We start from the raw sequence: 26,925 nt of genomic DNA on the forward strand, positions 1-26,925 counted from the left end.
TGTGGATAACTGCGGGGCTGTCGGTCCGGGCCCCTATGGTGGAGGCAGCGGTCGAGATACGACACACGGGGGACCGGCGGGGGACAGGACGATGGGTGCGACGGGCGGGATCAGCGAGATGCCACAGGTGACCGAGGGGCCGGACACGGCCGGCAGCGAGACGCTGGCCACGCTGCACCGGGTCTTCGGATACGACGCCTTCCGGGGCGAGCAGGAAGCCGTCATCGAGCATGTGGTGGCGGGCGGCGACGCCGTCGTCCTCATGCCCACCGGCGGCGGCAAGTCGCTGTGCTACCAGATCCCGGCCCTGGTCAGACCCGGCACCGGCGTGGTGATCTCCCCGCTGATCGCTCTCATGCAGGACCAGGTGGACGCCCTGCGCGCCCTCGGCGTGCGCGCCGGCTTCATCAACTCGACGCAGGACTTCGACGAGCGGCGCATGGTCGAGGCCGAGTTCCTCGCCGGCGAGCTGGACCTGCTGTACCTGGCGCCCGAGCGGCTGCGCCTGGACGCCACGCGCGACCTGCTCTCGCGCGGCAAGATCTCCGTCTTCGCGATCGACGAGGCGCACTGCGTGTCCCAGTGGGGCCACGACTTCCGCCCCGACTACCTGACCCTGTCCCTCCTCGGCGAGCGCTGGCCGGACGTTCCGCGGATCGCCCTCACGGCCACGGCCACCCGCGCCACCCACCAGGAGATCACCCAGCGGCTCAACCTGCCGACGGCCCGCCACTTCGTCGCCAGCTTCGACCGGCCCAACATCCAGTACCGGATCGTGCCCAAGGCCGACCCCAGGAAGCAGCTCCTGGCCTTCCTCCGCCAGGAGCATCCCGGCGACGCCGGCATCGTCTACTGCCTGTCACGCAATTCGGTCGAGCGCACGGCGGAGTTCCTGACAGCCAACGGCATCGAGGCCGTGCCCTATCACGCGGGCCTGGACGCGGGCACGCGCGCCGCGCACCAGTCCCGGTTCCTGCGCGAGGACGGCCTGGTCGTGGTGGCGACCATCGCCTTCGGCATGGGCATCGACAAGCCGGACGTCCGCTTCGTCGCCCACCTGGACCTGCCCAAGTCGATCGAGGGCTACTACCAGGAGACCGGCCGCGCCGGCCGCGACGGACTGCCGTCCACGGCCTGGATGGCGTACGGCCTGAACGACGTCGTACAGCAGCGCAAGCTGATCCAGTCCGGTGATGGTGACGAGGCGTTCCGCCGCCGGGCCTCCGCCCACCTCGACGCCATGCTCGCCCTGTGCGAGACGGCCCAGTGCCGCCGCGGCCAGCTGCTCGCCTACTTCGGTCAGGACCCCGACGCGGCGGCCTGCGGCAACTGCGACACCTGCCTCACCCCGCCGGAGACCTGGGACGGCACGGTCGCCGCGCAGAAAGTGCTGTCGACCGTGGTGCGGCTCCAGCGCGAGCGCGGGCAGAAGTTCGGCGCCGGGCAGATCGTCGACATCCTGCTCGGCAAGCGCACCGGCAAGGTCATCCAGTTCGACCACGACCAGCTGTCCGTCTTCGGCATCGGCCAGGACCTCACCGAGGCCGAGTGGCGCGGCGCGATCCGGCAGTTGCTCGCCCAGGGCCTGCTCGCCGTCGAGGGGGAGTACGGCACCCTGGTCCTCACCGAGGCGAGCGGCTCGGTGCTGCGCGGCGAGCGCGAGGTGCCGCTGCGCAAGGAGCCGGAGAAACCGGCCGCCTCCCGGTCGCGGCAGGCCGGCGCGTCCGGCGACCGCAAGGCCAAGGCGGCCGCAGCGGACCTGCCCGAGGAACTGCTGCCCGCCTTCGAGGCGCTGCGCGCCTGGCGCGCCGAACAGGCCCGCGAGCAGGGCGTACCGGCGTACGTCATCTTCCACGACGCCACCCTGCGCGAGATCGTCAGCCGCCGGCCCGCCTCGGTGCGCGAGCTGGGCACGGTCAGCGGTGTCGGCGAGAAGAAGCTGGCGACCTACGGAGAAGGCCTGCTGGCCGTGCTGGCCTCCCTGGACGACCCCGCCCCATCCGCCGCCGACGCCCCGGCCGCCGGCTGGCCGGAGCCCGACCAGGAGCCGGAGCCGGACGACTGGATATAGCCGACCCGTCCGAGGAGATGCGGGGAGCGGTCACACACCCCGCGCCGCGTAGGCCCTGACGTCCGCGTCCGAGTCGGCCGTGGCCGTGGCGAGCGCCGCACGCGCCTCCTCGGCGGCCCGGTGCCGGGTCAGCGCCAGCACCGCCGCCTTGCGGACGTCGGCGTTCGAGTCGGCCAGAGCCTTGGCGAGGGCGGGGACCGCGGTCTCGGCGGAGGCGACCGACAAGGCGGTGGCGGCGCCCGCGCGGACCTGCCACGCAGGGTCGGACAGCGCGGCCACGGCACGCTCGGCGAGCGGCGCCGGGCAGCCGGTACCGGCCAGCGCGGCGAACGCGGCGCCGCGCACCAGCGGATCACCGTCCGCGGCGAGCCGGCCCAGGGTGGCCGCCGGCAGGTCACGGTCCGCAGGGGCCAGGGACCCGGTGCCGACGGCAGCCAGGGCCTTGGCCACCGCGACCCGGACCTCCCGGGCGGGATCGTCCGCGGCACGCGCGAGGAGCCGTACCGCATCGACCGAGACCAGCGCCCGTACGGCCTCGGTGCGGACAGCGACGTCGGGGTCGTCCAGCGCCGCCGCGAACACCCCGGCCCCGCCGAGCCGCAGCGCGCGCAGCACATCGAGGGCGGCGGCCCGGACCACGGGGTCGGCCGCAGGGAGGGCCTCGGTCAGGGCGGTGCCCAGGGCGGGTTCCGGCGGCAGGGTCTCGACCAGCTCCCGCAACGCGGCCGCGGCGGTCGCGCGAACCTCGGCGTCGGAGTCGAGGAGGGCACCGGCCAGGGCCTGTCCGGTGCCCGGCGGCACGGTCTCGGTGAGGACCGAGACCGCCGTACGGCGGACGGCCGGATCGGCGTCGGCCAAGTACGGCTCCACCAAGGTGAGTTCGGGTTCCGCCTCGGCCAGCTCCAGCAGTTCCAGGAGCCGGGGCGAGGCGGTGCCCGGCGTACCGGCCCGGCCGGCCGCTGCGGTGGCGCGCACGGACACCGGCCCGCCGGCGACCGGCGCCGCCTCGCGCGGCCCGGCCGTGGCCACGTCCTCGGCACGGACCTCGCCCAGCCGCCGGGAAGGACCGCCGACCGGCGTGAACTCCTCGACCGGGACCAGATACGGAGCCACGGGACGAGCCGTGAACTCCATCGCACCAGAGGGGGACTTGTGCAGATCGAGATGGTGGAACCAGGACACGTCGTCCCGGCCGGGATGGTCGAGACGGTCGTGGTAGAGGCCCCAGCGGGACTCGGTGCGGGCGAGAGAGGCACGGGCGGCCATCTCGGCGCAATCCCGGATGAACGTCACCTCGGCGCAGCGCATCAGCTCGTGCGGGGTGCGGGCGCCCATGGCGGCGATGTCGGCACGCATCCGCTCGAAGGCCTCCAGGGCGTGCGAGAGCCGGGCGCCGGACTTCGGCGGTGCCACGTAGTCGTTCACGAAACGGCGCAGCTTGTACTCGACCTGGGGCTGCGGCGGGCCGTCCGGGTTGCGCAGCGGGCGGTAGATCAGCTCGTGCGCCTCGGCCACCTGGTCGGCGGGAAGCTCCCCCTCGTACGCGGTGTACTGCGCGGCGTCCGCGCCCGCGAGGTCGCCGAAGACGAAGGCGCCGATCATGTAGTTGTGCGGGACGCAGGCGAGGTCGCCGGCGGCGTACAGACGGGGGACGGTCGTACGGGCATGGTCGTCGACGCGGACACCGGAGGCGGAGTGGCCGCCGCACAGACCGATCTCGGAGATGTGCATCTCGACGTCATGGGTGCGGTAGTCGTACCCGCGGCCGGCGTGGAAGGTGCCGCGGGTGGGCCGCTCGGTGGAGTGCAGGATCGACTCCAGCGCGGAGATCGACTCCTCGGGGAGGTGGCTGAGCTTGAGGTAGACCGGGCCGCGGTCACTGGCGACCTCGGCGGCGAACTCGGCCATCATCTGCCCCGACCAGTAGTCGGAGTCGACGAAACGCTCACCGCGCCGGTTGACCTGGTAGCCGCCGAAAGGGTTGGCGACGTACGCGCAGGCCGGGCCGTTGTAGTCCTTGATCAGCGGGTTGATCTGGAAGCACTCGATGCCGGTCAGCTCGGCGCCCGCGTGGTAGGCCATCGCGTACCCGTCACCGGCGTTGGTGGGGTTCTCGTAGGTGCCGTAGAGGTAGCCGGAGGCGGGCAGACCGAGCCGGCCGCAGGCGCCGGTCGCGAGGATCACGGCGCCCGCGCGGACGGTGACGAAGGCGCCGGTCCGGGTGTGGAAGCCGGCGACGCCCACGGCCCGTCCCCCGGCGGTCAGGACCCGGACCGGCATCACCCGGTTCTCGATCCGGATCCGCTCCCGCATCTCGCGCCGCCGCAGCTGCCGGTACAGGACCTTTTTGACGTCCTTGCCCTCTGGCATCGGCAGTACGTACGAGCCGGAGCGATGCACCTGGCGCACCGCGTACTCTCCGTGCTCGTCCTTCTCGAACTTGATCCCGTACGACTCCAGCCGCTGGACCATCGCGAACCCGCGGGTCGCGGTCTGCCGGACCGTGGACTGGTCGACGATGCCATCGTTGGCGCGGGTGATCTCGGCGACGTAGTCGTCGGGTTCGGCGCGGCCGGGAACGACCGCGTTGTTGACGCCGTCCATGCCCATGGCGAGCGCGCCGGAGTGGCGGACGTGGGCTTTCTCCAGCAGCAGGACGCTCGCGCCGCGCTCGGCGGCGGTCAGCGCGGCCATGGTGCCGGCGGTGCCGCCGCCGACGACGAGGACGTCACAGGTCAGCTCCTCGGCGTCGGTGACGGCGGGAATCTCCAGGGAAGCGGACGCGGGGGTGGTCACCGGGGTGCCTTTCAGGAGCCGAGCGAGGAAAGGATGTCGCGACGCAGGGCCGCGCGGGCCGGATCGTCCACGGCGCCGCGGTCGCGCGGCCCGGGGACGTCCCGTACGGCGGCCACCCGGCCGGAGCCGAGCAGGGCCACACGGTCACCGAGGAAGAGGGCCTCGTCCACGTCGTGCGTGACGAAGACGACGGTCGCACCGGTGCCGCGCAACACCTCGACCAGCAGGTCCTGCATGCCCGAACGGGTCTGGGCGTCCAGGGCGCCGAAAGGCTCGTCCATCAGGAGGGCACGCGGACTGTCCGCCAGAGCGCGGGCCAACTGGGCGCGCTGGCGCTGCCCGCCGGACACCCGGTGTGGCAACTGCCCCGCGTGCAGGCTGAGTCCGACCCGCTCGAGCCACGACTCGGCGCGCGAACGCCGTTCCGCGCGCGACACGCCGCTGATGGCGAGCGGCAGTTCGACGTTCCCGCGCAAGGTACGCCAGGGCAGCAGCGCGTCCTCCTGGAAGACCAGCGCCCGGTCGGCCGACGGCCCGGCCAACGGGACGCCGTCCGCCTCCACCGTGCCGCCCAGCGGAGACAGCAGCCCGGCGAGCGTGCGCAACAGCGTGGACTTGCCGCAGCCGGAAGGGCCGACGACCGTGAGGATCTCGCCGGGGGCGACGTCCAGGCCGACGTCGTACAGCACCGGCGCGCCCGGGCGGCCGAGCACGGCGCCCCGGAAGGTGAGCCGGGTGCCGCGCACGGCCGGTCCGGAAACCGGCGCGACGGGAGCGGTCACGGTCTCAGACGAGGTGCTCATCACGGGCCTCCTCGGTGTCCTTCTCGCCCTGCTGCTCGCGCTGGGTCTGGTGCTCGGGATCGGGCTCGCGGCCGGTGGGGACGGGGGCTGTGACGGGGCGGGGCGCGCGGCTGCGGCCTGCGGGAACGTACGAGGCGCGGGGCAGCCAGTGGGTCAGGCGCCGTCCGAGGAGTTCCACGGCCGTGGAGGTGACCCAGCCGAGGACGCCGATGGTGACCATGCCGACGAAGACGCCCGGGTAGTCCACCACCGTGTAGTCCTGCCAGGTGCGGTAGCCGACCCCGTACTGGCCGGAGATCATCTCGGCGGAGATCACGCAGATCCACGACACGCCGATGCCGACCGACAGCCCGCCGAAGATGCCGGGCAGCGCACCCGGCAGCACGACCGCACCCAGGATCCGCAGCCGGCCGCCGCCCATGGTGCGCACCGCTTCCTCCCAGACGGGCGGCAGCGCGCGGACCGCGTGCCGGGTGGAGACCAGGACGGGGAAGAAGGCGGCGGTGCAGGTGATGAAGACGATGCCCTGCTCGTTCGAGGGGAACAGCAGGATCGCGACGGGGACGAGGGCGATCGCCGGGATCGGGCGGATCACCTCCAGGACCGGTCCGAGCAGATCCTCGGCCAGGCGCGAGCGGGCCACCAGCACGCCGGTGGTCACGCCGAGGACGGCGGCCAGCGCGAAGCCCGTGAGGATCCGGGTGAGGCTGTCCGTGAGATCGGTCCAGTAGTCGCCGCCGGAGAGCCGGCCGGCGAAGGCGCGGGCCACGTCGGCGACCGTCGGGAACTGCGAGAAGCGCAGCCACAGGTCGACGTTCAGACTGGTCAGCACCTGCCACAGCCCGAGAAGAGCGGCGAGGGAGACCGTGCGGAGCGCGTACCGCGCCAAGGGGTGCCGGATCATGAGGCACGCTCCAGGGCCTCGCGGTACGACACCGTGCGGGCACCGCCGTGGGTGGTGACGTACGCCTGAGCCGTGGACGGGGCGACGAACGGCAGCAGCCGGTCGCCGTCGGCCACCCACACCGCCTTGTCGGCGAACCAGAGGGTGCCGGTCGTGGCGTCCGGGACGTAGGCGGCGCGGATGCCGCTCTGGTGGGCGGCCACGTAGGTCAGCAGTTCGCCGGGCGACTTGAAGGAGACGGTCCTCTCACTGCCTTTGGGCCACACCTCGCCGGCGGCCGGCGAGGGTCCGGCGGCGAGCCGCCGGGAGTAGGAAGCGCCGAGGGCCTTCTTGACGTACTGGTCGTCGACGAAGGAGTCCACGTCGATGTCGCCGGTCAGCTTGGCGGCCTTCAGCACGGACACGTCCTGCTTCAGCGCGGAGACGAGCTGCGGTTTGACGGCCGGGTCGAAGGTGGCGATGCCGTGGGCGCCGTTGTAGAGGTAGACGACCTCGGCGGGCAGCCCGGTGGCCTTGGCGACCTTCTCGGCGGCGGCCACGGGATGGGCGTTGAGGTAGTCCGTCGCCTCCGCCTGTGCCTTCAGGAAGGCTTCCAGGACCGCCGGATGGTGCTGGGCGAAGTCCTCGCGGGCGGTGACACCGTGGAAGGTGGGCAGGTTCAGCTCGGCGCCGTCGTACAGGGCCTTCGCCTTGCCCTGGTAGGCGAGCAGGCCCGGCCACGCCACGAACTGCGACAGGGCGTCCACGCCGCCCGAGGAGAGCGCCGAGGCGCCCACGGCGGGCTGCTGGTTGAGCTTGGAGATGCCCCTGTCCGGGTCGATGCCGGCGCGCTGCAGGGCCCGTACGAGAGTGCCGTCGGCGGCGGATCCGACGCTCGTGGAGACCTTCTTGCCCTTCAGGTCCTGCAGGGTGGTGAGCTTGGAGCCCGGCGCGGTGACGACCGTGTTGAGACCGCCGCGCAGGTTGTAGCCGGAGACCGACACCAGGCGGGTGGGCCGTCCGAGCTGCTTTCCGCGGGCCGCGTTGAGCAGCAACGGGAAGTCGCCCATCGAACCGATGTCGATCTTTCCGGCGGTCATCTGGGCGGTGATCGGGGCGCCGGTGGCGTAGTCCTGCCAGTCGACCTTGTAGGTGTGCCCGTCGTGCAGGGAGTCGAGCTGCTTCTCGAAGGAGCCGAGGCTGCGCAGCAGGGTGCCTGCGGTCACGGTGTTGATCGTCTTGGACTGGTAGCCGACGGTCACGGTGACCGTGGAGCCACTGCCCGCCTCGGCGCTACCACCGCAGGCGGAGAGGGGAAGCAGAAGTGCGACGGCGGATGCGGCAACTGCCGTTCGTTTCATGGTGGTTGTACCTCTCACCGGAGCAGGTAGGGCATGTTGACGGTGACGGCTCCGGTGGGGCAGCGGGCCGCGCACGGGCCGCAGTACCAGCACTCGTCGACGTGCATGTACGCCTTGCCGCTGGTCTCGTCGATGGCGAGGGAGTCCAGCGGGCACATGTCCACGCAGAGGGTGCAGCCGTCGATGCACTTCGACTCGTCGATGGTCACGGGCACGTCGGCCCGCTGGGGCGCCAAGGGCATGGCTGTCTCCAGGAAACGTGCAGGCAGGGGTGAGTGCGGCGGGTGTGCTACGACCGGTGGAGCAGGCCGCTCATGGTGATGCGGTCGCCGCGGAAGCGGATGAACTCCAGGTCGACGGGGCGGCCGTCGGCGAGGTGGGTGAGGCGTTCCAGCATGAGTACGGCGGCGCCGCGCGGGGCCTGGAGCACGGCGGCGGAGTGCGCGTCCGCCGTCACCGCCTCCAGGGTGATCTCGGCGTGGCCGAGAGGCCGGCCGGTGATGGCTTCCAGGAGGCGGAAGACATCGGTGTTCTCCAGGTCGGCGCCGAGCAGGGCGGTGCCGAGGTCGAGCGGGATGTAGGTGAGGTCGAGGGAGAGGGGCAGGCCGTTCAGGCGGCGCAGGCGTTCGATGTAGAGGACGTCGGCGCCGGCGGGGACGCGGAGGCGGTCGGCCACCGGGGCGGGTGCGGGGGCGGGGCCCATGGTGCGGACCTCGTTGGTGACGCGGCCGTGTTCGCGGAGGGTTTCCGCGAGGCCCATCAGACGGTCGAGCCCGTGCGGGTATTTGCGGGCGACGACCACGGTGCCGACGCCGGGCAGCCGTTCCACGAGGCCTTCGGCCCGCAGCAGGTCCAGGGATTGGCGGACGGTGTTGCGGGAGGCGCGGTAGTCGGCGGCGAGGGTCGACTCGTGGGGGAGGGGGCCGCCGTGGAAGGCGCCGGTGAGGATCTGGTGGCGCAGCAGATCGGCGAGTTGCCGGGCCCGGTCCGCACGCAGCCGGCGACGCGTGCGGTGGGCGGCGACGGTGGTCGCTGCGCCCTGACCGGCATGGTCGCGGGGACGGTCGGTGGCTGGCATGGCTGGAACCATACCGACGCGGTAGGGAAAGTGGTGTTGCTGCTGTGTTGCGCCGCCTGAGGGACCGTGGGATATGGCGCTGAGCTGCGCGTCCTTCCGTTCCGTCGGGGAGATGCGCCACCCGGCGGGCCGGTCAGGACAGTGCCGTCAGGCCCGGGGCGAACGTGATCAGCAGGGGCAGCAGGGGCACCAGCGCGGCCACCGTCGTCGTCAGGGCCCGGTGCCGGCGCAGCAGCCGGGGCGGCGGCTCCAGCAGGCGGTCCACGCGTTCGCCGAGGAGGCGCCGGCTGGAGGCGCAGGACAGCACGCCCCGGTGCTGGTTCAGCTCGATCAGGGCGAGGGCCGTGGTGAGGTGCCCGCAGCGCCGGGACGCGGTGTCGTCGGCGGCCAGCTCGACCAGGCGGTGCGTCTGGTCGCAGAAGTGCGCGAACAGCGGCACGCGCGGGAAGCCCGTGGCGAGCGCGGTGGACAGGTGCAGCAGCCAGTCGTGATGGGCACGCGCGTGCCCGCGTTCGTGGGTGAGGACGGCATCCAGCTGGTGATCGGTGAGGCGTTGGAGCGCTCCGGTCGTCACCACCAGCTGCGGCGGGTGCCCCGGCATCCACCAGGCGTCCGGGTACTCGTCCTCCAGCACCAGCATCGGGCCGCGCGCCGCCGGAAGCCCGGCCGGCAGATCGGGGGCGCGCTCCCGGAGCTGCGCACGGGCCTGGCCGCGGCTGCGGCGGGCCTCCACCAGTTCCCGGGCCAGCATCGCCGTCGTCCAGGCTGCCCCGCACGCCAGCAGCATGGTGAGGGCGGTGGCCCACACCGGGGTGGAGGAGAGGTCGTAGGCAGCGGTGACGGAGGGCGGCGCGGGGGCGAACACCCGGTCGCGGACGGTGTGGAAGACGGCCGCCGTGCCCAGCACCAGTGCGGCCAGGCAGCACAGCAGGACGGTGGCGACCAGGCACTGCCACACCCACAACGCGACCACCGGTTCCCGCTCGGGCCATGCGGCGCGAGTCAGCGCGCGCGGCGCCGGCAGGGCGGCCGTGAGGGCGACGACGCTCAGCAGGAGCAGGCAGACGGTCATGCCGGGGCTCCGGTTCCTGATCGGAGAGTTGTCGGGTGTCGGGTGGTGCGGAGCGATGCGCGCGAGGGCGCGTCGCGTGGTGCGTGCCCGCCCAGTATGACGGTGAGGGGCGGCCGGAGTCAGGTCTCGGAAACGATCCGTTCTGTGCCACCGGCCACCCTGCCGTGACGGGATCACCAGGACGCCGGCGCCCGTGCTCAGGCCGCGCCGCCGGCCGTCAGCCCGCCACGATCCGCCCGCTGACCTCTCCCAGGCCGACACGGAGACCGTTGGCGCCAGGGGCCCAGGCCGAGAGGGTCACCACGTCGCCGTCCTCCAGGAAGGCGCGTTTGCCGCCCGGGAGATCGAGCGGGTCCCGGCCGTTCCAGGTCAGTTCCAGCAGCGAGCCGCGCTGGCGCTCCTCGGGGCCGCTGACCGTGCCGGAGCCGTACAGGTCGCCGGTGCGCAGCGAGGCGCCGTTCACGGTCATGTGGGCGAGTTGCTGGGCGGCGGTCCAGTACATGGTGGAGAACGGCGGCTCGGAGACCACGTGCCCGTTGACGGCGATGGAGATCCGCAGGTCGTAGCCGCCGGGTTCGACGCCGGGCGCGGAGTCGTCCAGGTAGGGCAGCAGTGGGTGCGTGCGCTGCGGGGGCGCCACGCGCGCGTGCTCCAGCGCTTCCAGCGGGGTGATCCACGCCGACACGGAGGTCGCGAAGGACTTGCCGAGGAAGGGGCCGAGGGGGACGTACTCCCAGGCCTGGATGTCGCGTGCGGACCAGTCGTTGAGCAGGCACAGCCCGAAGACGTGGTCGCGGAAGCGGTCCAGTGGCACCGGGTCGCCCAGCGCGGAGGGCACGCCCACGACGAAGCCGACCTCGGCCTCGATGTCCAGCCGGATGGACGGGCCGAAGACGGGTGCCGGGTCGGTGGGGGCCTTGCGCTGCCCGGAGGGCCGTACGACGTCCGTGCCCGACACGACGACCGTGCCGGAGCGGCCGTGGTAACCGATCGGGAGGTGCTTCCAGTTGGGGGTGAGGGAGTCCTCGGCGTCGGGGCGGAAGATGCGGCCGACGTTGCGGGCGTGGTTCTCCGAGGCGTAGAAGTCGACGTAGTCCGCCACCTCGAAGGGCAGGTGCAGGGTCACCTCGGACAGGGGGTGGAACAGCGGCTCGACGGCCTCGCGGTGCGCGGGGTCGGTGACCCAGTCCGTGATCGCGCGCCGTACCTCGGACCAGGCCGGGCGGCCGGCGGCCAGCAGCGCGTTGAGAGTGGGCCGCGCCAGCAGCGAGTGGTGCGGGGAGCCGAGGGCGGCTGCTGCGGCGCCCGCGTCGAGGACCTGGTCCCCGAGCCGGACACCGACCCTGCGCTCCGTGCTGCCGGAGGGCGAGAACACGCCATAGGGAAGGTTGTGCGGGCCGAAGGGGTCGCCCTCGGGGACGTCGAAGGGGGGCATGGGGTGCTGCCTCACTCTCATCCGGGCCGTGCATGGCGATCGTTCCATGTGGTCGGGCCACACGTTACGGCTGTGATGCGTGTCTTGGGCAGAGCCCCATGCCGTGCTCCGAGGAGTGTCCGGGAAGTGCCCGAAAGGTACGGGTCGAGGGGCCTTCGAAAGGTTGCCCGCACCCCGCCTAAAGAGTTCGCAATGTCCGAATAGGCCTTGTCGGAGGCGGCAATTCCGGCTTAGCGTCCTTTGGGGACACGGACGGGGTGGGTCCGTTCCATTGGGGGGACACGTGGGGGGACCCGTGGCCGGAGACACCGTCGGTGTGCCATTCGAGGCGGACCGGGACGTGCCGGGACTGATCGTCAAGTTCGGCGACTATCCGCTGCACCACGGCGGCGTCGGCGCCATCCGCAGCCTGGGCCGGCTCGGTGTGCCCATGTACGCCATCACAGAGGACGCGTACACGCCCGCGGCCTCATCGCGCTATCTGAAGAAGGCCTTCGTGTGGCCGACGACCGGCGCGGAGGACCCCGCACACCTGGTCGAGGGGCTGCTGCGCATCGGCCGCCGCATCGGCCGCCCCGCCGTCCTCGTCCCCACGGACGAGGAGGCCGCCGTACTGATCGCCGAGCACCAGGACGAGCTGGCCGGTTCCTTTCTGTTCTCGCGCGTCGATCCCGGGCTGCCGCGCCGGCTCGCCAGCAAGCAGGGCCTGCACGAACTGTGCGTGGAGCACGGCCTGGCCAGCCCCGCGTCGGCGTTCCCGGAGTCCTACGAGGACATCGTCGCCTTCGCCGACACGGCCCGCTTCCCGGTGGTGGCCAAGAACCGGGAGGCGTTCGTCCGGCGCAGCAGGCCCGCCGTCAACGGCACCACGAAGATCGCCACACGCGCGGGGCTGCTCTCCCTCGCGCGCGACTGGGGCGACAGCCCCGGCGTGATCCTCCAGGAGTACCTGCCGCGCGAGGAGGCCGAGGACTGGATCGTGCACGCCTGCTTCGGCCAGGACTCCAGCCCGCTCGCGCTGTTCACCGGCGTCAAGGTGCGCTCGTGGCCACCGCACGCGGGCATGACGGCCAACGCGTACGTCGTCGACAACCCGGAACTCGCCGACCTCGCCGCGCGTTTCATCAAACAGATCGGCTACAGCGGCATCATCGACCTCGACCTGCGCTTCGACCGGCGCGACGGACAGTACAAGCTCCTCGACTTCAACCCGCGCATGGGCGCCCAGTTCCGGCTGTTCGAGAACGGGTCGGGCGTGGACGTCGTACGTGCGATGCATCTGAACCTGACCGGCCGCCCCGTTCCGGAGGGGGAACAGCGGGCCGGCCACCGCTACGTCGTGGAGAACATCGACCTGCCCGCCCTCCTCGCCTACCGCCGCAGCGGCTATACGACGCCGCACGCGCCGGCGAGGGCGAGCGGGACGGAGCTGGCCTGGTTCGCGGGTGACGACCCGCTGCCGTTCCTCACGATGCTCGCCCGCTTCGTGCGCCCGGGCGCGAAGCACCTGTACCAGCTGTGGCGGACCAACCGCCGCGGCAGCGGCACCTCCACGAAGTAGGCAACGCCACCGCGCGTGGCACACCGTGTCCTGGGGAGGGACTTCGTGACTCGACCGGTTGCAGTGATCGGGGCCGGGCCGTTCGGCCTGTCCACCGCCGCCCATCTGCGGGCGCGCGGCATTCCCGTCCGTGTCTTCGGCGACCCCATGGTCAGCTGGCGCGACCACATGCCCGAGGGCATGCTCCTGAAGTCCACGCCCGCCGCCTCCGACTTCGACTGCCCGCAGCCCGGACACGCCCTCGCCGACTACTGCGGCGCGGCCGGGATCCGCCGCCTGGTCACCGACGAGGACATCATCCCGGTGGAGACGTTCATCGGCTACGGCGAGTGGTTCCAGCAGAAGCTGGTGCCCGGCCTGGAACGGGTGCGGGTCGTCTCGGTGGACCGCGACAACAGCGGCGGCTTCGAACTGAAACTGGACTCGGGTGAGATGTTCACCGCGCGCGCGGTCGTCGTCGCCACCGGGCTGTCGGGCCTGGCACATCTGCCGGCGGAGCTCGTGGGTGCCGCGGCCGAGGGACCGGCGCCCACCGCTGCGGTCTCCCACAGTTCCCAGCATCACGACCTGGGCCGTTTCGCCCGCAAGGAGCTGATCGTGATCGGCGCCGGCCAGTCCGCGCTGGAGACGGCGGCGCTCGCGGCCGAAGCGGGGGCACGCGTGCGTGTCGTCGCGCGCGGCCGTGGCCGGGTCGCCTTCGGCGCCCCACCCTGGAAGCAGCCGAAGCTGCGGCCCGAGTCCCCGTTCGGCCGCGCCTGGTCGCTGTGGGCGCTCAGCTACTACCCGCACCCCTACCGCTATCTGCCCGAGCCCGCCCGGCACTTCCTGGTCCGCCGGGTTCTCGGCCCGCTCGGCGCCTGGTGGCTGCGCGAGCGCTTCGAGAGCGCCGTACAGGTGCAGGAGGTGGCGCGGGTCGTGGCCGCGGAGGCGTCGGACGGCAGGCCGGTCCTGACCGTCCGCACCCACGGCGGCCGCACCGAGCGGCTCACCGCCGACCACGTCATCGCCGCCACCGGCTACCGCGTCGACATCGCGGCGATGGACTTCCTCGGCCACGGACTGCGCACCCGGCTCGCGGTGAGCCGCGGCGCCCCCAGGCTCGGCGCCGGCTTCGTGTCGTCCGTCCCCGGCCTGTACTTCACCGGCCTGCCGGCGGCGTCGTCGTACGGCCCGGTGATGCGTTTCGTCTGCGGCACGGAGTTCGCCTCCCCGCGCCTGGCGAAACACCTCGCGGCGGCCCACGGCTGACACGGGCGCGGCACCCGGAACCGGACGCGTCACGCCACCGGCCCGCGTCCGGTTCCCGCGGGGGCCCGGTCATCGGGAAGCCGGCGGGCGGCACTTGGGGCCGATCAGCACGTAAGTGCGCAGGACGGCATGGTGAGTCGAGGAGGCGCGGTATCCGTATTCTCTGATCATGGCAGCCTCCCCCGCATATGCACTGATCGCCACCGACCTGGACGGGACGCTGCTGCGCGGCGACGACACCGTCTCCGACCGGTCGTTCGCCGCGCTCGCGCGGGTGGCGCGGGCCGGCGCCCGGCACCTGGTGGTCACGGGCCGCCCGGCCCCGCGGGTACGGCCCCTGCTCGCGCGCCTCGGCTGCACGGGGCTCGCGGTGTGCGGGCAGGGCGCACAGGTCTACGACGCCGGGAGCGGCCGGCTGCTGTGGTCGGTCCGGCTGGACCGGGAGCTCGCCGAGACGGCGCTCGGCAAGATCGAGGCCGAGGTGGGGCAGGTCTTCGCGGCCGTCGACCAGGACGGCGTGGAGGGGCTCACGCTCATCGAGCCCGGGTACCGGATGCCGCACCCGACCCTGCCGGCGGTGCGGGTCGGCCGGCGCGACGACCTGTGGTGCGCGCCGATCAGCAAGGTGCTGCTGCGCCACGCCGCCCTGTCGGACGACGAGTTGGCGGCGGTGGCGCGCGCGGTGGTGGGCTCGCTCGCCACGGTCACCATGTCGGGGCCGGGGACCGTGGAGCTGCAGCCGTCCGGGGTGACCAAGGCGACCGGTCTCGCGCTGGCCGCCGAGCGGCTCGGGATCGCTGCGGGGGAGGCGCTGGCGTTCGGCGACATGCCCAACGACATCCCGATGTTCGACTGGGCGGGGCGCGGGATCGCCATGGCCAACGCGCATCCCGAACTCAAGGCCGTGGCCGACGAGATCACCCTGTCGAACGAGGACGACGGCGTCGCCGTCGCCCTCGAACGGCTGTTTCCGGACCCCTGACCCTCGCGTGCCGGACCGGCCGGCCGGCACAACGGGACGCGGCCGTCCTGAGGAGGCCGGCACCGGTTGGGTGCGGCTCCCGTGCACGCGCGCGCACGCGCGTGGACGTGCGCACGCCCGCCGGATGCCCTGCGGCCGCCCGGCAGGCTCCCGTCCGTCAGGTGCGGGAAACGTGCCGGGCGGCCGGGGCCGGGGCGGCCCGCGGCACCGGCGGCGGCCGGGTCGCGGGACCGTTCAGGGGGCGGCCCATGGCTGTGGATTGGGAGGGGGCGTCAGTAGGCGCTGTTGACGTTGTCGATCGACCCGTAGCGCGCGGCTGCGTAGTTGCAGGCCGCGGTGATGTTGGCGACCGGGTCGTAGGGGCTGAAGGAGGTGCCGGCCACGTGGTACGCCTTGAACGTGGGGTCGATCACCTGGAGCAGACCCTTGGACGGGATGCCCGCGGCGGCGTTGGAGTCCCACAGGTTGACGGCGTTCGGGTTGCCGGAGGACTCCCGCATGACGTTGCGGTAAATCCCGTCGTAGGTGCCGGGGATGCCCTTCTGGGACATGATCGCGAGCGACTGGCGGATCCAGCCGTCCAGGTTGCCCTGGAACCCGCCGGGGGTGGCGGGGGTCGTGGTGCCGCTCGTGGTGGCCGCGGAGGCGCTGGTGGCGCCGATGAGCGGCAGGGCGAGTACGGCGGCGCCGGTGCCCACGGCGGCGAGGACGCGGGCGAGGCGGCTGTTGCGGGGTCGGCGGTGCCGAGCGGCTGCAGGCATGGGACGTTCCTCTCCTACGCCTGCGAGGTGAGCTGTCGGGTTCGGGCGGGGAGGTGCCCGGCCGTGCCCGGAAGAGACACGGCTTCACCCCTAGCCGTACCGGTGCGGTGCCGACCGGTCCGGCGACTTACCTGGGTCCCCCGCTCCTGCCGTACGAATGGTCCGTGGATGGGTGAGCGGGCGGCGGCAGGATTCGGCGTCCGCCCGACGGCCGGGAAGGTATGCGAGAGCACACGCCGGGAACAAGTATCTGCGTCACACAACGCCCCATTTGACCTTGGTCAATGCCATATGTGGCACTTGATCCTTTGCGGCCGCCAAGCCTCAACTGCCCTGCCGGGCAAGGCGAGAGAAGGGCGCGGCGGGTTCCTGCGGGAGAGACGGCGCGTGACCCAACTCACGTAATAACAAAGTATGTCAAATACGATATGGGGGATTTGCGTGCATCGGCTGAGCGGCGGAACCCGTGGCATGGTGCCCGTCGTTGTCGTGGTGATCGCGGTGGCCGCCGAGGGCGTGGGTGATCGCCGCGGCGTGGAGGAGGGTGCACGGGGTCGCTCCGTCCGCCTGTCGTTCGCGACAAAGCGGGTGGGTTCCTGTTAAGTCGATGAATGTCCGTTTTTACCACTTGATCGAAAACATACCGGTCATGATCCGATAGCACCCGGGCTGGACCGGTGGGCGCTATCGGTGATCGAACAGGGACCGGATACGCTGACTTGAGTGATGGCAGCGACCTATCGACAAACCGTGTAATCGCCAGCAGACACCAGCAGACAGGAGACCCCTCGTGACCGTCGTCGGGCCGTTCGGGCTGAGCGTGCGGGACCAGGCTCTCGAAGCCGATGTCCAGGCCGGATTGGCGGCTGTCGAGGAAGGCTTGCTCGAGGCCACCAAGAGCGAGGTCCCGTTCATCACGGAGGCCGCGCAGCACCTCGTACGGGCCGGCGGGAAGCGGTTCCGGCCGCTGCTCGTGATGCTCGCGGCCCAGTTCGGCGACCCCTACGCGCCGGGCGTCGTGCCGTCGGCCGTGGTCGTGGAGCTGACCCACCTGGCCACGCTGTACCACGACGACGTCATGGACGAGGCGGCCGTCCGGCGCGGCGTCGACAGCGCCAACACCCGCTGGGGCAACTCCGTCGCGGTCCTCACCGGCGACTTCCTCTTCGCCCGCGCCTCCCAGATCCTCGCCGACCTCGGCCCCGAGGCGGTCCGCGTGCAGGCCCTGGCGTTCGAACGGCTGGTCACCGGCCAGATCCTGGAGACCGCCGGCCCCTCCGACGGCCGCGACCCGGTCGAGCACTACCTGGACGTGCTCGCCGGCAAGACGGGCTCGCTGGTGGCCGTGTCCTGCCGGTTCGGCGCGATGATGTCGGGCGCCGACGAGACGGTGGTCGACGTGCTCACCCAGTACGGCGAGCGGCTCGGGGTCGCCTTCCAGCTCGCCGACGACGTCCTGGACATCGCCTCCGACTCGCACGAGTCCGGCAAGACCCCGGGCACCGACCTGCGCGAGGGCATCCCCACGCTGCCCGTGCTCCGGCTGCGCGAGCGCGCCGCCCGCCTGCGGCTGCCCGAGGACGTCGCCCTGTGCGAGCTGCTGGACTCCGACCTCAGCGACGACGCCCGGCACGCCGAGGCGCTGGCCGCGCTGCGCGCCCACCCGGCGCTGGAGCAGGCCCGCCGGGACACCGTCCGGTACGCGGAGGAGGCCCGCTCCGCGCTCGCCCCGCTGCGGGAGTGCGACGCCAAGGCGGCGCTGCTGGAGCTGTGCGACGCGGTCGTCCACCGCGCCGGCTGACCCGGACCGCCCACACCCCTCCGCCGACGCGCACCACGCAGGCCGTCGGCGGCCATGCACCCTCGTGTACGGCCGTGCCCCTCGTACGGCCACGCGCGCGTGCGTGCACGGCATCGCGTACGGCCCTCCCGCCCGTACGGCCCCCTCCGTTCCGGTGAGACCCCTACGGGTCGGCGGATCCGGGTGCCCTGCGTGTCATACCGCAGGAGTACGCGGAGTTGGCTCCGAGGTCTGACGCTTCCTCAAGGCCGATTTGGTGAGATGGAAACCACGGAAATCACCACTCCTCACCGATTCGGGTGAGAATGGCGGCTCAGGTGGACCAGCGTGAGGACAGCCGCCGCCGACGACGGAGGTAAGGCAGAGATGGCACCGTACGAATCCGACGACGCAGTGGACGCCGCACGAGTGGACGCCACGCGGGACGAGGAAGCGCACGCCGGCCGCCGCAAGGCCGCCCGCTACGCGGTCCCGGTCGCGGTGGTGGGCGTGGCTGCGGCCACGATCGGTCTGGTCCCGGCGCTCGCCGCCTCCGGTGACCCCGACCTGCCCAGGATCACCGCCCAGCAGCTCATCGAGAAGATCGCCAAGTCGGACGTCCAGCAGATGTCCGGGACCGTGCGGATCGACACCGACCTCGGACTGCCCGACCTCGGCGGCCTGGAGAACAGCCTGGCCTCCGGCGCCGCCAAGGGCTCCGGCGACGGCTCCTCCGCCGACCCGCAGTCCAAGCTCACCGAACTGGTCTCCGGCACGCACACCCTGCGCGTCGCCGCCGACGGCCCGGAGAAGCAGAAGCTGTCGCTGCTGGAGAGCGGCTCCGAGTACAGCCTCATCCACAACGGCAAGAACGTGTGGGGCTACGACAGCAAGAGCAACGAGGTCTACCACGGCACCTCGGCCGGCTCCGGCAAGGAGCACCGGGCCGAGCCCCCGGCCACCCCGAAGGACTTCGCCGACCAGGCGCTGAAGTCGGTGGACGACACCACGTCCGTCACCGTCGACGGCACCGAGCGGGTCGCCGGCCGCGACGCCTACAAGCTGCTGGTCAAGCCCCGCCAGTCCGGCACCACGGTCGGCGCGATCAGTATCGCCGTGGACGCGAAGACGGGCATGCCGCTGAAGTTCACGCTGACCCCGAAGAGCGGCGGCGCCGCCGTCCTCGACGTGGGCTTCGCGCAGGTCTCCTTCGCCGAGCCGGCCGCCTCCACCTTCGACTTCACCCCGCCCAAGGGCGCGAAGGTGACGGAGCAGAAGCAGGACTCGGCGCCGGGCAAGCACGAGCGGGCGACCGGCGAGGGCTTCGGCAAGGGCATGAACGGCTCCGACGTCCTCGGCAAGGGCTGGACGTCCATCGCCACCTTCGACACCGGCGCCAAGGGCGGTCTGCCGACCGGCTCCAAGGCCGGTGACCTCGGCGGCTTCCTCGGCTCGCTGGGCGACAAGGTGTCGGGCAAGTTCGGCAAGGGCACCTTCTTCTCCACCCGTCTGGTCAACGCCCTGATCACCGACGACGGCAAGGTGTACGTCGGCGCGGTGACCAAGGACGCCCTGGTGAAGGCGGCCGACGCGGGAAAGTGACCCGCTGCGGGCACTACGGACCGTGATCGTGCGTTGACCCTTCAGAGGAGCACGCACCGAGGGGGAGCCGATGGACGGACCGTCCGCCACGCAGCGGGAGGCGGGGGACGCGGAAGAGCGTGCCCCGGGGCAGCCGGAGCAGCGTGCCCCGGGGGACGCGGAGGCGAGCGTCATCGCCACCCGTGGCCTGACCAAGCGCTACCGCGGCGGACAGCTCGCCGTGGACGGCCTCGACCTCACCGTCCCGGCGGGCAGCGTCTTCGGCTTCCTCGGTCCGAACGGTTCGGGCAAGACCACCACCATCCGCATGCTGATGGGCCTGATCGAGCCGACCGCGGGCACGGCCCGCGTGCTGGGCCGCCCGATGCCCCGGGCGGCCCGGTCCGTCCTCCCCCAGGTCGGCGCGCTCATCGAGGGGCCGGCGCTGTACGGCTTCCTCTCCGGCCGGGACAACCTGCTGCGCTACGACGCCGCCGACCCGACCGCCGACCCCCGCACGCGGCGTGCCCGCGTCGCCGCCGCCCTGGACCGGGTGGGCCTCGCGGCGGCCGCCGGCAAGAAGGCGAAGGCGTACTCGCTCGGCATGAAACAGCGCCTCGGCCTCGCCGCCGCGCTGCTCCAGCCACGCCGGCTGCTCGTGCTCGACGAGCCCACCAACGGCCTCGACCCGCAGGGCATGCGCGAGATCCGCACCCTGATCCGGGAGCTCGCCGCCGACGGCACGACGGTGTTCCTCTCCTCCCATCTCCTCGACGAGATCGAGCAGGTCTGCACCCATGCCGCGGTCATGGCACGCGGCCGGCTCATCACCCAGGGAGCGGTGGCCGACCTGGCGGCCGGGGCGCGCGGCCGGCTGGTGGTGACGACCCCGGACCCGGCCGAGGCGGCCAGGGTGCTGAAGGAACAGGGCGCCGGGGACGTCACCGCCGAAGGCGACCGGGTCTCGGGCGAGCCGCCGCCGCGGGACCTGGCCGAGGTGAACGCGGCCCTGGTCGCGGCGGGGGTACGGGTCCGGGGCTTCACGGTCGAGCGGGCCTCGCTGGAGGACGCCTTCGTGGCACTGACGGGGGAGGGCTTCGATGTCGCGGGCTGAGACGTTCCCGGGAGGGGAGCCGGTCCCCTCGTCCGGACTCACCCCGGAGGCAGGACCGGGTCCGGCGTCCGGGCCGACCTCGGAGGCAAGACCGGTCCCCGTGTCCGGGCCGACTGAGGAGACCGAGCCGACGCCCGCGTCCGCGCCGACCCCCGGGCCCAGACCGATCCCCGTAGCCGACCTGGCCCCCGTGCCGCCCGTACGGCGGCCCAGCCCCCTGTGGGCGTTCGGGCTGCTGGGCAGTGAGCTGGTCACGACCCTGCGCCGTTGGCGCACGCTCGCGTTGCTCGGGGTGCTGGCCGCGGTGCCGGTGCTGGTGGGGATCGCGGTGAAGATCCAGACGCGGGGCGGCGGGGCCGCGGACCACAGTGGCCAGGGCCCGGCGTTCATCACGCAGATCACCAACAACGGCCTGTTCCTGGTGTTCACGGCACTCGCCGCGACGCTGCCGTTCTTCCTGCCGATGGCCGTCGGGGTCGTCGCGGGCGACGCGATAGCGGGCGAGGCCGGCGCGGGCACCCTGCGCTATCTGCTGGTCGCACCGGCCGGCCGTACCCGGCTGCTGCTCACCAAGTACACGACCGTGCTGGCCTTCTGTGTGCTGGCCACGCTGGTCGTCGCCGTCTCGGCGCTGATCGTCGGTGCGCTGCTGTTCCCGCTCGGCGAGCTGACGACGATCTCCGGTACGCGGATCAGCTTCGCCGAAGGCCTTGCCCGGGCCCTGCTGATCGCCCTCGTGGTCGCCGCTTCACTGGTCGGCGTGGCGGCGCTCGGGCTGTTCGTGTCGACGCTCACGAGCAGCGGCATCGCGGCGATGGCCACCACCGTCGGGCTCCTGATCACCGTTCAGATCCTCGACCAGATACCCCAGCTGCACGCCCTGCGGCCGTACTTCTTCTCGCACTACTGGCTGTCCTTCGCCGACCTGATGCGCGACCCCGTCTACTGGGACGACCTGACGAAGAACCTCGGCCTGCAGGCGCTGTACGCGGCCGTGTTCGGCTCGGCGGCCTGGGCGCGGTTCACGGCGAAGGACATCAGCGCGTAGGCGTCACCCGCCTTCCGGAGCGTGCTAGGCGGTCTGGTGGGGGAACCGCGCGAGGGGCGCGTCCTGTGCGAAGAACGTCTTCGCGCGGGCCAGCGCGTCGGTGTCCTTCAGCACGTCACCGGGCGCGCTGCCGTTGCCGAGCAGTACCCCGCCGAAGCGCATCCCCAGGTAGGCGGCCGAGTTGTTGAGTGTGCCCGCGTAAGGGTCGGCGACGGACGGCTCGGAGTCGGCGAGCGCGGCGACGCCCCAGAGCGTGCGCCCGGCGAGGGTCGCCCTGAAGTCGACGCCGGGGGTGCGCAGCCAGGCCGACCAGTAGTCCAGGTAGCGCTTGGTGAGGCCGGACACCGAGTACCAGTACAGCGGCGAGGCGATCACGATGTCCGTGGCCGCGAGGGTGGCGTCCAGCAGCAGACCGGTGGTGCTGTCGGACGGCGGCCGCACGTGGTCGCTGTCGTGGCGCAGGTCCACGAAGTCGGGCAGGGGATGCTCGGCCAGACGGATCCAGCGCTGCTCGACGCCGGCGGGCAGTTGCTCGGCCGCCGCGCGGGCCAGCAGCTCGGTGTTGCCTTCGGTGCGGGCGCTGCCCAGGACGAAGAGGAAACGACGGCTCATGGGTCCCCCAGGGAGTGCTGTCATACGGCGGATAAAGGCGCATGCATTTTATGCATACGCAAGCAACTCGCGCCAGGGGCGGCGGCCCGCGCCGGGTGCAGGGGCGCGGCTGGTGCGAGGCTGTGACGCTGCGGTGACGCGGAAGCCGAAGCGGGCCGACACACTGGTTGGCAGGACGCGTACGACCGGATCGCGACGCCGGGGGAGTGAGGGAAAACCGATGTCTCGAATCAGCTTCGAGAAGAAGCGGGCGCAGCAGCCCGCGCCGCATCCGGCGGTGATACCGGTCCGGGTGTTCGGCGCGGGAGACGCGTCGGTGGGCGGGACGTCGGTGATGGCGGCGCCGGGCGAGGAGATCCAGCAGGCCGTCCTCGACCATCTCCAGCGCCTCGCCATCAGCGTCGGCGCCCCCGTGCGCGCCACGATCCACGACGACCGTGAGGGCTGCGTGGTTCCCCTGGAGGTCTCGGCGGACGGCTCCAGCCGGGTCACGGGGGAGGCGGTACGGGTGGCTGCGCCGGTGAAACCGAGCGCGGCGGACGCGGTGGCAGCGGGGCCGTCGGGCACGGCGGCCGGGATGCCGCGGCAGAAGCCGGTCACGGTGCCGAGGCCGACGAGCGCGCCGCCCTGCTCCCCGGCGCTGTCGCAGGAACAGCCCGCCGCCGTGGACGCCGTCGCGCCGAAGGGCGTGCAGGACGCGCCCTCCGTGACGCGGCCGCAGCCCGGTCCGGCCGGGACCTCGCAGGCGCCGACGGGACAGTTCGGCCCCGCGCCGGTCATGCCGGCCGCGCAGGCCCTGGCACCCGTCGTCGCCGTGCCGGAGCCCGACCTTGCCTCCATGGCCCCGACCACGGCCGCCCCCACTCCTCCCCGGGGCTTCGACGCCGTGGCGGAGGAGGTGCTCGGGGACGGACCCGTGACCGAAACCGCGGAGGGCGCCGAGCTGCTCGCCGGGCCCATGACCCGGATCAACGAGGCCGTGCGGTCCGGCCGTATCGAGGCGGCGGCGGAACTCGCCGACCGTACCGTCGCCGAGGCGGCCACCGCGCTGGGCGCCGGCCACGCCGAGGTGCTGCACCTGCGCGAACTGTCCGCCTACATCGCCTACTTGGGAGGGGACCCGGTCCGCGCCTGCCGGCAGTCCCTGGACCTCGCCCGGCTGCGCCGGCAGGCGCGGGACGCGGAGGCCGCCTACGGGAACGTGCAGAGCGCGGCGACCGCGTGGCGCGCGGTGCGCGACCCCGAGGAGGGCCTGCGGCTCGGCCACGACCTGATCGAGCTGTGGACGGACCTCACCGCCGAGCCGGGCCCCGCCGCCGACGACCCGCGTCCGCTGGAGTCGGCCCGCGCCCGCATGGTCCGCCTCACCGACCGGGCGGCCCGCGCCGCGCGGCCGTGACCGGCGGCACCCGCACAGTCCCGCCCGCCGCCGATCGGACTTCCTACTGCAGGCAGAATTCGTTGCCCTCCGGGTCCGTCATCAGCAGCCACTGCCCGGCGGGCTCCTTCACCTCGCGCACCACGCGCGCGCCCAGTGCCTCCAGTCGCGCCGCCTCCGCCGCGCGCTGCTCCGCGCCGACGTGCAGGTCGAGGTGGAGCCGGTTCTTGACGGTCTTCGCCTCCGGCACGCGCTGGAACAGCAGCCGCCGCCCGAGCCCGGTGCCGGTCTCCGGGTCGTACGGGTCCTCGGGATGCCGTACGGCGATCAGATCGCGGAAGGCGGGCCGGCCGCGGTACTCGACCGTGGCCTCGACGGGCAGTGCGCCGAAGGACAGCAGCCGTTCGACCAGGGCGCTGTTGTCCTCGGCCGCGTAGTGCAGCGCGGCGGCCCAGAAGTCGGCCTGGGCGTGCGGGTCGGCCGCGTCGACGACGAGCTTCCAGTGCAGCGGTGCGGGCGTGGGCGTGGCACCGGGTGTCGCGGTGGTCATGGTGACCACTTATAGCCGCGCCCGCCCGCCGGAAGAGGCGGTTCCGCGCAGGCTCCCGGTCGCCCCTCCGGTCAGGCCTCGGTCATCCCGGCTCGACCTCCGGTCGCCTGCTCGGGCACGCCCGGTCGACTCCGCCCACTGCCCCGTGACGACGCCGGCTACGGCATCGCGGCCTCTGCCTCCGGATCGGGATCGGATCCGGGGGTCGCGCTCTCCCTGTCCGGGCCGGGCCCGGAGGTCACGGTCGCCGTGGTGCCCGCCGTCCCGGCCGTGGCGGCCGGCAGGCCGTCGCCCGCGGCCGCGGCCGCCCTGGCGAGCTCACGCGCGCCCCGGCGCGCCGAGCGCAGAGCGTCGCCCGTGAGGAGCATCAGCGCCAGCCAGACCAGCGCGAACCCGGCCCAGCGCTCGGGCGGCATGGCCTCGTGGAAGTAGAGGATGCCGAGCAGGAACTGGAAGACGGGCGCCAGGTACTGCAGCAGGCCCAGCGTGGACAGCGGCACGCGGATCGCCGCCGCGCCGAAGCAGACCAGCGGTATGGCGGTGACGAGACCGGTGGAGGCGAGCAGGGCGGCGTGCCCGGCGCCCTCGTTCACGAAGCTCGCCCTGCCGTGTGCGCCGAGCCACAGCAGATAGCCGAGCGCGGGCAGGAACTGGATCGCGGTCTCGGCGGCCAGCGACTCGACGCCGCCGAGGTTCACCTTCTTCTTCACCAGGCCGTAGGTGGCGAAGGAAAAGGCGAGGACCAGGGAGATCCACGGCGGACGGCCGTAGCCGATGGTCAGGACGACGACGGCGGCGAGGCCGGTGGCGACCGCCGCCCACTGCACGGGCCGCAGCCGCTCCTTCAGCAGCAGCACGCCCATCGCGATGGTCACCAGCGGGTTGATGAAGTACCCGAGGGAGGCCTCGACCACATGGCCGGCGTTCACGGCCCAGATGTAGACGCCCCAGTTCACGGTGATGACGGCGGCCGCCACGGTCACCAGCGCGAGCCGGCGCGGCTGGCGCAGCAGCTGCCCCGCCCAGGCCCAGCGCCGCACGAAGAGCAGGGCGACGGCGACGACGAGCAGGGACCACACCATGCGGTGGGCGAGGATCTCCATCGCCCCGGCGGGTTTCAGCAGGGGCCAGAACAGGGGCACCAGGCCCCACATGCCGTAGGCGGCGAAACCGTTCAGCAGGCCTATCCGGTGCTCACCCTTGGACTTCTCGGCCACCGGCCCCTCCTCTCGCAGTCAGACACGCGAGAACGAAGGTAGCGCCGGGGACCCCCCGCTGTCATGTGCGTATCGATATACGGTCATGACAGCGGGGGTGGTCGAGGTGACGGCCGGTCAGGGGGTCAGGGGTCAGCCCTTGAGGGCGGCGGTGACCGCCTCCGCCAGAGGGGTGGTGGGGCGTCCGATCAGCCGCGACAGGTCGCCGGAGGCGACCACCAGCTCGCCCTTCTCGATCGAGGCGTCCACGCCGGCCAGGATCGCGGCGAGCGGCCCGGGCACCCCCGCGCCGGTCAGGATGCCGGTGAGGGCCTCGACCGAGACCGGGGCGTACGCGATCTCCCTGCCGGTCTGCCGGCTCAGCTCGGCCGCGTACTCGGCGAAGCTCCATGCCTCGTCGCCGCCCAGCTCGTACGTCGTGTTCTCGTGGCCCTCGCCGGTGAGCACGGCGACCGCCGCGGCGGCGTAGTCGGCGCGGGCCGCCGAGGAGACCCGGCCGTCGCCGGCGGCCTGGACGACCGCGCCGTGCTCCAGCACCGGGGAGAGGTTCTCGGTGTAGTTCTCGTGGTACCAGCCGTTGCGCAGCAGGCTGTACGGCAGGCCGGAGCCGAGCAGCGCCTCCTCCGTGGCCCGGTGGTCGTCGGCGAGCGCGGCGGTCAGGCTCCCCGGCGCGCTGGTGTACGCGAGCAGCGCCACGCCGGCCGCCTTCGCCGCGTCGATGACGACCTGGTGCTGCCCCACCCGGCCCTTGTCGAACTCGTTGCCGGAGATCAGCAGCACCTTGTCGCCGGCGGCGAACAGGCCGTCGAAGGTCTCGGGCGCGTTGTAGTCGGCGACGGCCAGCGTGACCCCGCGGGCGGCGAAGTCGGCGGCCTTCGCCGTGTCGCGCACGACGGCGGTGATCTGCTCCGCCGGAACCTTCTCCAGCAGCTGCTCCACGACATGGCGGCCGAGGTGGCCGGTGGCTCCGGTGACGACGATGCTCATGGTTCACGACTCCTTGTGCGGTGGGTATGCCACTCACCCTAGGCAGTGCGCTAACTTCTGGAAAGTACCCACTTTGAAGTAAGGTACTGGCATGTCGGTAAGTGATCGGACGGGCGACGCTGAGGCCCTGTGCCCCTACCGCCTGGTCCTGGAGCACGTCACCAGCCGCTGGGGGGTGCTGGTCCTGATCCAGCTCCTCGACCGCCCCTACCGGTTCAGCGAGCTGCGCCGGGCGATCAGCGGCCTAGGCGGGCGCGGCGTCAGCGAGAAGATGCTCACGCAGACCCTCCAGACCCTGGAGCGCGACGGTCTCGTGCACCGGGACGCCCAGCACGTCATCCCGCCGCGCGTCGACTACTCGCTCACCGGCCTAGGCCGCGAGGCGGCGGAACAGGTACGGGAGCTGGCCCGCTGGACCGAGCGGCGCATGGACGACGTGCTCAGCGCCCGCCGGGCATACGACGAGGCCCGGGACGCACGGTCCCGGGCCTCGTGACGGACAGCCTCGTCAGCCGGTGACGGTCCAGGTGTCGCCGCCGGCGAGGAGGGCGGCGAGGTCGCCCTTGCCCTTCTGCTCGATGGCGGTCTCCAGCTGGTCGGCCATGGC

At 72.6% G+C, this 26,925-nt stretch carries 23 protein-coding genes and 1 riboswitch; of the genes, 10 read left to right on the forward strand and 13 right to left on the reverse strand.

The window, feature by feature from the left end; genetic code table 11:
* Nucleotides 1-91 precede the first annotated feature (91 nt).
* Nucleotides 92-2,071 carry a DNA helicase RecQ gene (recQ, locus tag ACGFZN_RS33530; protein ID WP_393862224.1) on the forward strand — a complete coding sequence of 660 codons (1,980 nt, stop codon included), beginning with the start codon at nucleotides 92-94 and terminating at the stop codon, nucleotides 2,069-2,071.
* Between the two features lie 30 nt (nucleotides 2,072-2,101).
* Here the strand turns inward: recQ and ACGFZN_RS33535 are convergent, their stop codons facing one another.
* From ACGFZN_RS33535 to fahA, 8 genes are all read right to left on the reverse strand, one after another.
* Nucleotides 2,102-4,867 carry a fumarate reductase/succinate dehydrogenase flavoprotein subunit gene (locus ACGFZN_RS33535; protein WP_393862225.1) on the reverse strand — a complete coding sequence of 922 codons (2,766 nt, stop codon included), beginning with the start codon at nucleotides 4,865-4,867 and terminating at the stop codon, nucleotides 2,102-2,104.
* 11 nt (nucleotides 4,868-4,878) lie between these two features.
* Nucleotides 4,879-5,670, reverse strand: a complete 792-nt coding sequence (locus tag ACGFZN_RS33540; protein WP_393862226.1) for an ABC transporter ATP-binding protein — start codon at nucleotides 5,668-5,670, stop codon at nucleotides 4,879-4,881.
* Nucleotides 5,654-6,574, reverse strand: a complete 921-nt coding sequence (locus tag ACGFZN_RS33545) for an ABC transporter permease (RefSeq protein ID WP_393862227.1) — start codon at nucleotides 6,572-6,574, stop codon at nucleotides 5,654-5,656. The genes ACGFZN_RS33540 and ACGFZN_RS33545 overlap by 17 nt, the downstream gene beginning before the upstream one ends.
* Complete coding sequence (locus ACGFZN_RS33550) at nucleotides 6,571-7,914, reverse strand: ABC transporter substrate-binding protein (RefSeq protein WP_393862228.1); 1,344 nt, start codon at nucleotides 7,912-7,914, stop codon at nucleotides 6,571-6,573. Before ACGFZN_RS33550 ends, ACGFZN_RS33545 begins: the two co-directional genes overlap by 4 nt.
* Before the next feature lie 14 nt (nucleotides 7,915-7,928).
* Complete coding sequence (locus ACGFZN_RS33555) at nucleotides 7,929-8,156, reverse strand: ferredoxin family protein (RefSeq protein WP_067119265.1); 228 nt, start codon at nucleotides 8,154-8,156, stop codon at nucleotides 7,929-7,931.
* Between the two features lie 47 nt (nucleotides 8,157-8,203).
* Nucleotides 8,204-8,992: a GntR family transcriptional regulator gene (locus ACGFZN_RS33560; RefSeq protein ID WP_393862229.1), complete on the reverse strand. Its 789-nt coding sequence runs from the start codon at nucleotides 8,990-8,992 to the stop codon at nucleotides 8,204-8,206.
* A 133-nt stretch (nucleotides 8,993-9,125) separates the two neighbouring features.
* Nucleotides 9,126-10,064: a M56 family metallopeptidase gene (locus ACGFZN_RS33565; RefSeq protein WP_393862230.1), complete on the reverse strand. Its 939-nt coding sequence runs from the start codon at nucleotides 10,062-10,064 to the stop codon at nucleotides 9,126-9,128.
* Between the two features lie 217 nt (nucleotides 10,065-10,281).
* Nucleotides 10,282-11,499: a fumarylacetoacetase gene (gene fahA, locus ACGFZN_RS33570; RefSeq protein ID WP_393862231.1), complete on the reverse strand. Its 1,218-nt coding sequence runs from the start codon at nucleotides 11,497-11,499 to the stop codon at nucleotides 10,282-10,284.
* A gap of 316 nt (nucleotides 11,500-11,815) precedes the next feature.
* Between fahA and ACGFZN_RS33575 the strand changes: the two genes are divergently transcribed.
* The 3 genes from ACGFZN_RS33575 to ACGFZN_RS33585 all read left to right on the forward strand — a co-directional run bounded on the left by ACGFZN_RS33575 (nucleotide 11,816) and on the right by ACGFZN_RS33585 (nucleotide 15,290).
* Complete coding sequence (locus tag ACGFZN_RS33575; protein WP_393862251.1) at nucleotides 11,816-13,060, forward strand: ATP-grasp domain-containing protein; 1,245 nt, start codon at nucleotides 11,816-11,818, stop codon at nucleotides 13,058-13,060.
* 45 nt (nucleotides 13,061-13,105) lie between these two features.
* The gene (locus ACGFZN_RS33580) at nucleotides 13,106-14,308 is read left to right on the forward strand and encodes an FAD-dependent oxidoreductase (protein WP_393862232.1); all 1,203 of its coding nucleotides are present in this window, start codon (nucleotides 13,106-13,108) and stop codon (nucleotides 14,306-14,308) included.
* A 169-nt stretch (nucleotides 14,309-14,477) separates the two neighbouring features.
* Nucleotides 14,478-15,290, forward strand: coding sequence for an HAD family hydrolase (locus tag ACGFZN_RS33585; RefSeq protein WP_393862233.1), 813 nt, complete (start codon nucleotides 14,478-14,480; stop codon nucleotides 15,288-15,290).
* Between the two features lie 272 nt (nucleotides 15,291-15,562).
* Here the strand turns inward: ACGFZN_RS33585 and ACGFZN_RS33590 are convergent, their stop codons facing one another.
* The gene (locus ACGFZN_RS33590; RefSeq protein ID WP_393862234.1) at nucleotides 15,563-16,051 is read right to left on the reverse strand and encodes a transglycosylase SLT domain-containing protein; all 489 of its coding nucleotides are present in this window, start codon (nucleotides 16,049-16,051) and stop codon (nucleotides 15,563-15,565) included.
* A 2-nt stretch (nucleotides 16,052-16,053) separates the two neighbouring features.
* Nucleotides 16,054-16,260, reverse strand: a riboswitch (cyclic di-AMP (ydaO/yuaA leader).
* 581 nt (nucleotides 16,261-16,841) lie between these two features.
* Here ACGFZN_RS33590 and ACGFZN_RS33595 point away from each other — a divergent pair.
* The 4 genes from ACGFZN_RS33595 (at nucleotide 16,842) to ACGFZN_RS33610 (ending at nucleotide 21,574) form a co-directional block, all read left to right on the forward strand.
* A complete protein-coding gene (locus ACGFZN_RS33595) occupies nucleotides 16,842-17,852 on the forward strand; it encodes a polyprenyl synthetase family protein (RefSeq protein WP_393862235.1) in 1,011 nt (336 codons plus the stop codon).
* A gap of 366 nt (nucleotides 17,853-18,218) precedes the next feature.
* The gene (locus ACGFZN_RS33600) at nucleotides 18,219-19,433 is read left to right on the forward strand and encodes an outer membrane lipoprotein carrier protein LolA (RefSeq protein ID WP_393862236.1); all 1,215 of its coding nucleotides are present in this window, start codon (nucleotides 18,219-18,221) and stop codon (nucleotides 19,431-19,433) included.
* Nucleotides 19,434-19,503: 70 nt separating this feature from the next.
* Complete coding sequence (locus tag ACGFZN_RS33605) at nucleotides 19,504-20,526, forward strand: ABC transporter ATP-binding protein (RefSeq protein WP_393862237.1); 1,023 nt, start codon at nucleotides 19,504-19,506, stop codon at nucleotides 20,524-20,526.
* A gap of 166 nt (nucleotides 20,527-20,692) precedes the next feature.
* The gene (locus ACGFZN_RS33610) at nucleotides 20,693-21,574 is read left to right on the forward strand and encodes an ABC transporter permease (protein WP_393862252.1); all 882 of its coding nucleotides are present in this window, start codon (nucleotides 20,693-20,695) and stop codon (nucleotides 21,572-21,574) included.
* A gap of 24 nt (nucleotides 21,575-21,598) precedes the next feature.
* On the opposite strand, the gene ACGFZN_RS33615 is transcribed toward ACGFZN_RS33610, so the two are convergent.
* Nucleotides 21,599-22,186, reverse strand: coding sequence for a flavodoxin family protein (locus ACGFZN_RS33615; RefSeq protein WP_393862238.1), 588 nt, complete (start codon nucleotides 22,184-22,186; stop codon nucleotides 21,599-21,601).
* Nucleotides 22,187-22,502: 316 nt separating this feature from the next.
* Between ACGFZN_RS33615 and ACGFZN_RS33620 the strand changes: the two genes are divergently transcribed.
* On the forward strand, nucleotides 22,503-23,585 hold the full coding sequence (locus ACGFZN_RS33620; protein ID WP_393862253.1) for a hypothetical protein: 1,083 nt from the start codon (nucleotides 22,503-22,505) through the stop codon (nucleotides 23,583-23,585).
* A 43-nt stretch (nucleotides 23,586-23,628) separates the two neighbouring features.
* On the opposite strand, the gene ACGFZN_RS33625 is transcribed toward ACGFZN_RS33620, so the two are convergent.
* The 3 genes from ACGFZN_RS33625 to ACGFZN_RS33635 all read right to left on the reverse strand — a co-directional run bounded on the left by ACGFZN_RS33625 (nucleotide 23,629) and on the right by ACGFZN_RS33635 (nucleotide 26,318).
* Entirely contained in the window at nucleotides 23,629-24,114 is a 486-nt protein-coding gene (locus ACGFZN_RS33625; RefSeq protein ID WP_393862239.1) for a VOC family protein, read from the reverse strand.
* Nucleotides 24,115-24,272: 158 nt separating this feature from the next.
* The gene (gene rarD, locus ACGFZN_RS33630; protein ID WP_393862240.1) at nucleotides 24,273-25,331 is read right to left on the reverse strand and encodes an EamA family transporter RarD; all 1,059 of its coding nucleotides are present in this window, start codon (nucleotides 25,329-25,331) and stop codon (nucleotides 24,273-24,275) included.
* 132 nt (nucleotides 25,332-25,463) lie between these two features.
* The gene (locus ACGFZN_RS33635) at nucleotides 25,464-26,318 is read right to left on the reverse strand and encodes an SDR family oxidoreductase (protein WP_393862241.1); all 855 of its coding nucleotides are present in this window, start codon (nucleotides 26,316-26,318) and stop codon (nucleotides 25,464-25,466) included.
* Between the two features lie 91 nt (nucleotides 26,319-26,409).
* Here ACGFZN_RS33635 and ACGFZN_RS33640 point away from each other — a divergent pair, with 91 nt between their 5' ends.
* Entirely contained in the window at nucleotides 26,410-26,814 is a 405-nt protein-coding gene (locus ACGFZN_RS33640) for a winged helix-turn-helix transcriptional regulator (protein WP_393862242.1), read from the forward strand.
* Nucleotides 26,815-26,925 lie beyond the last annotated feature (111 nt).

The organism is Streptomyces sp. NPDC048192, from assembly GCF_043202415.1.
Classification (GTDB): Bacteria; Actinomycetota; Actinomycetes; order Streptomycetales; family Streptomycetaceae; genus Streptomyces.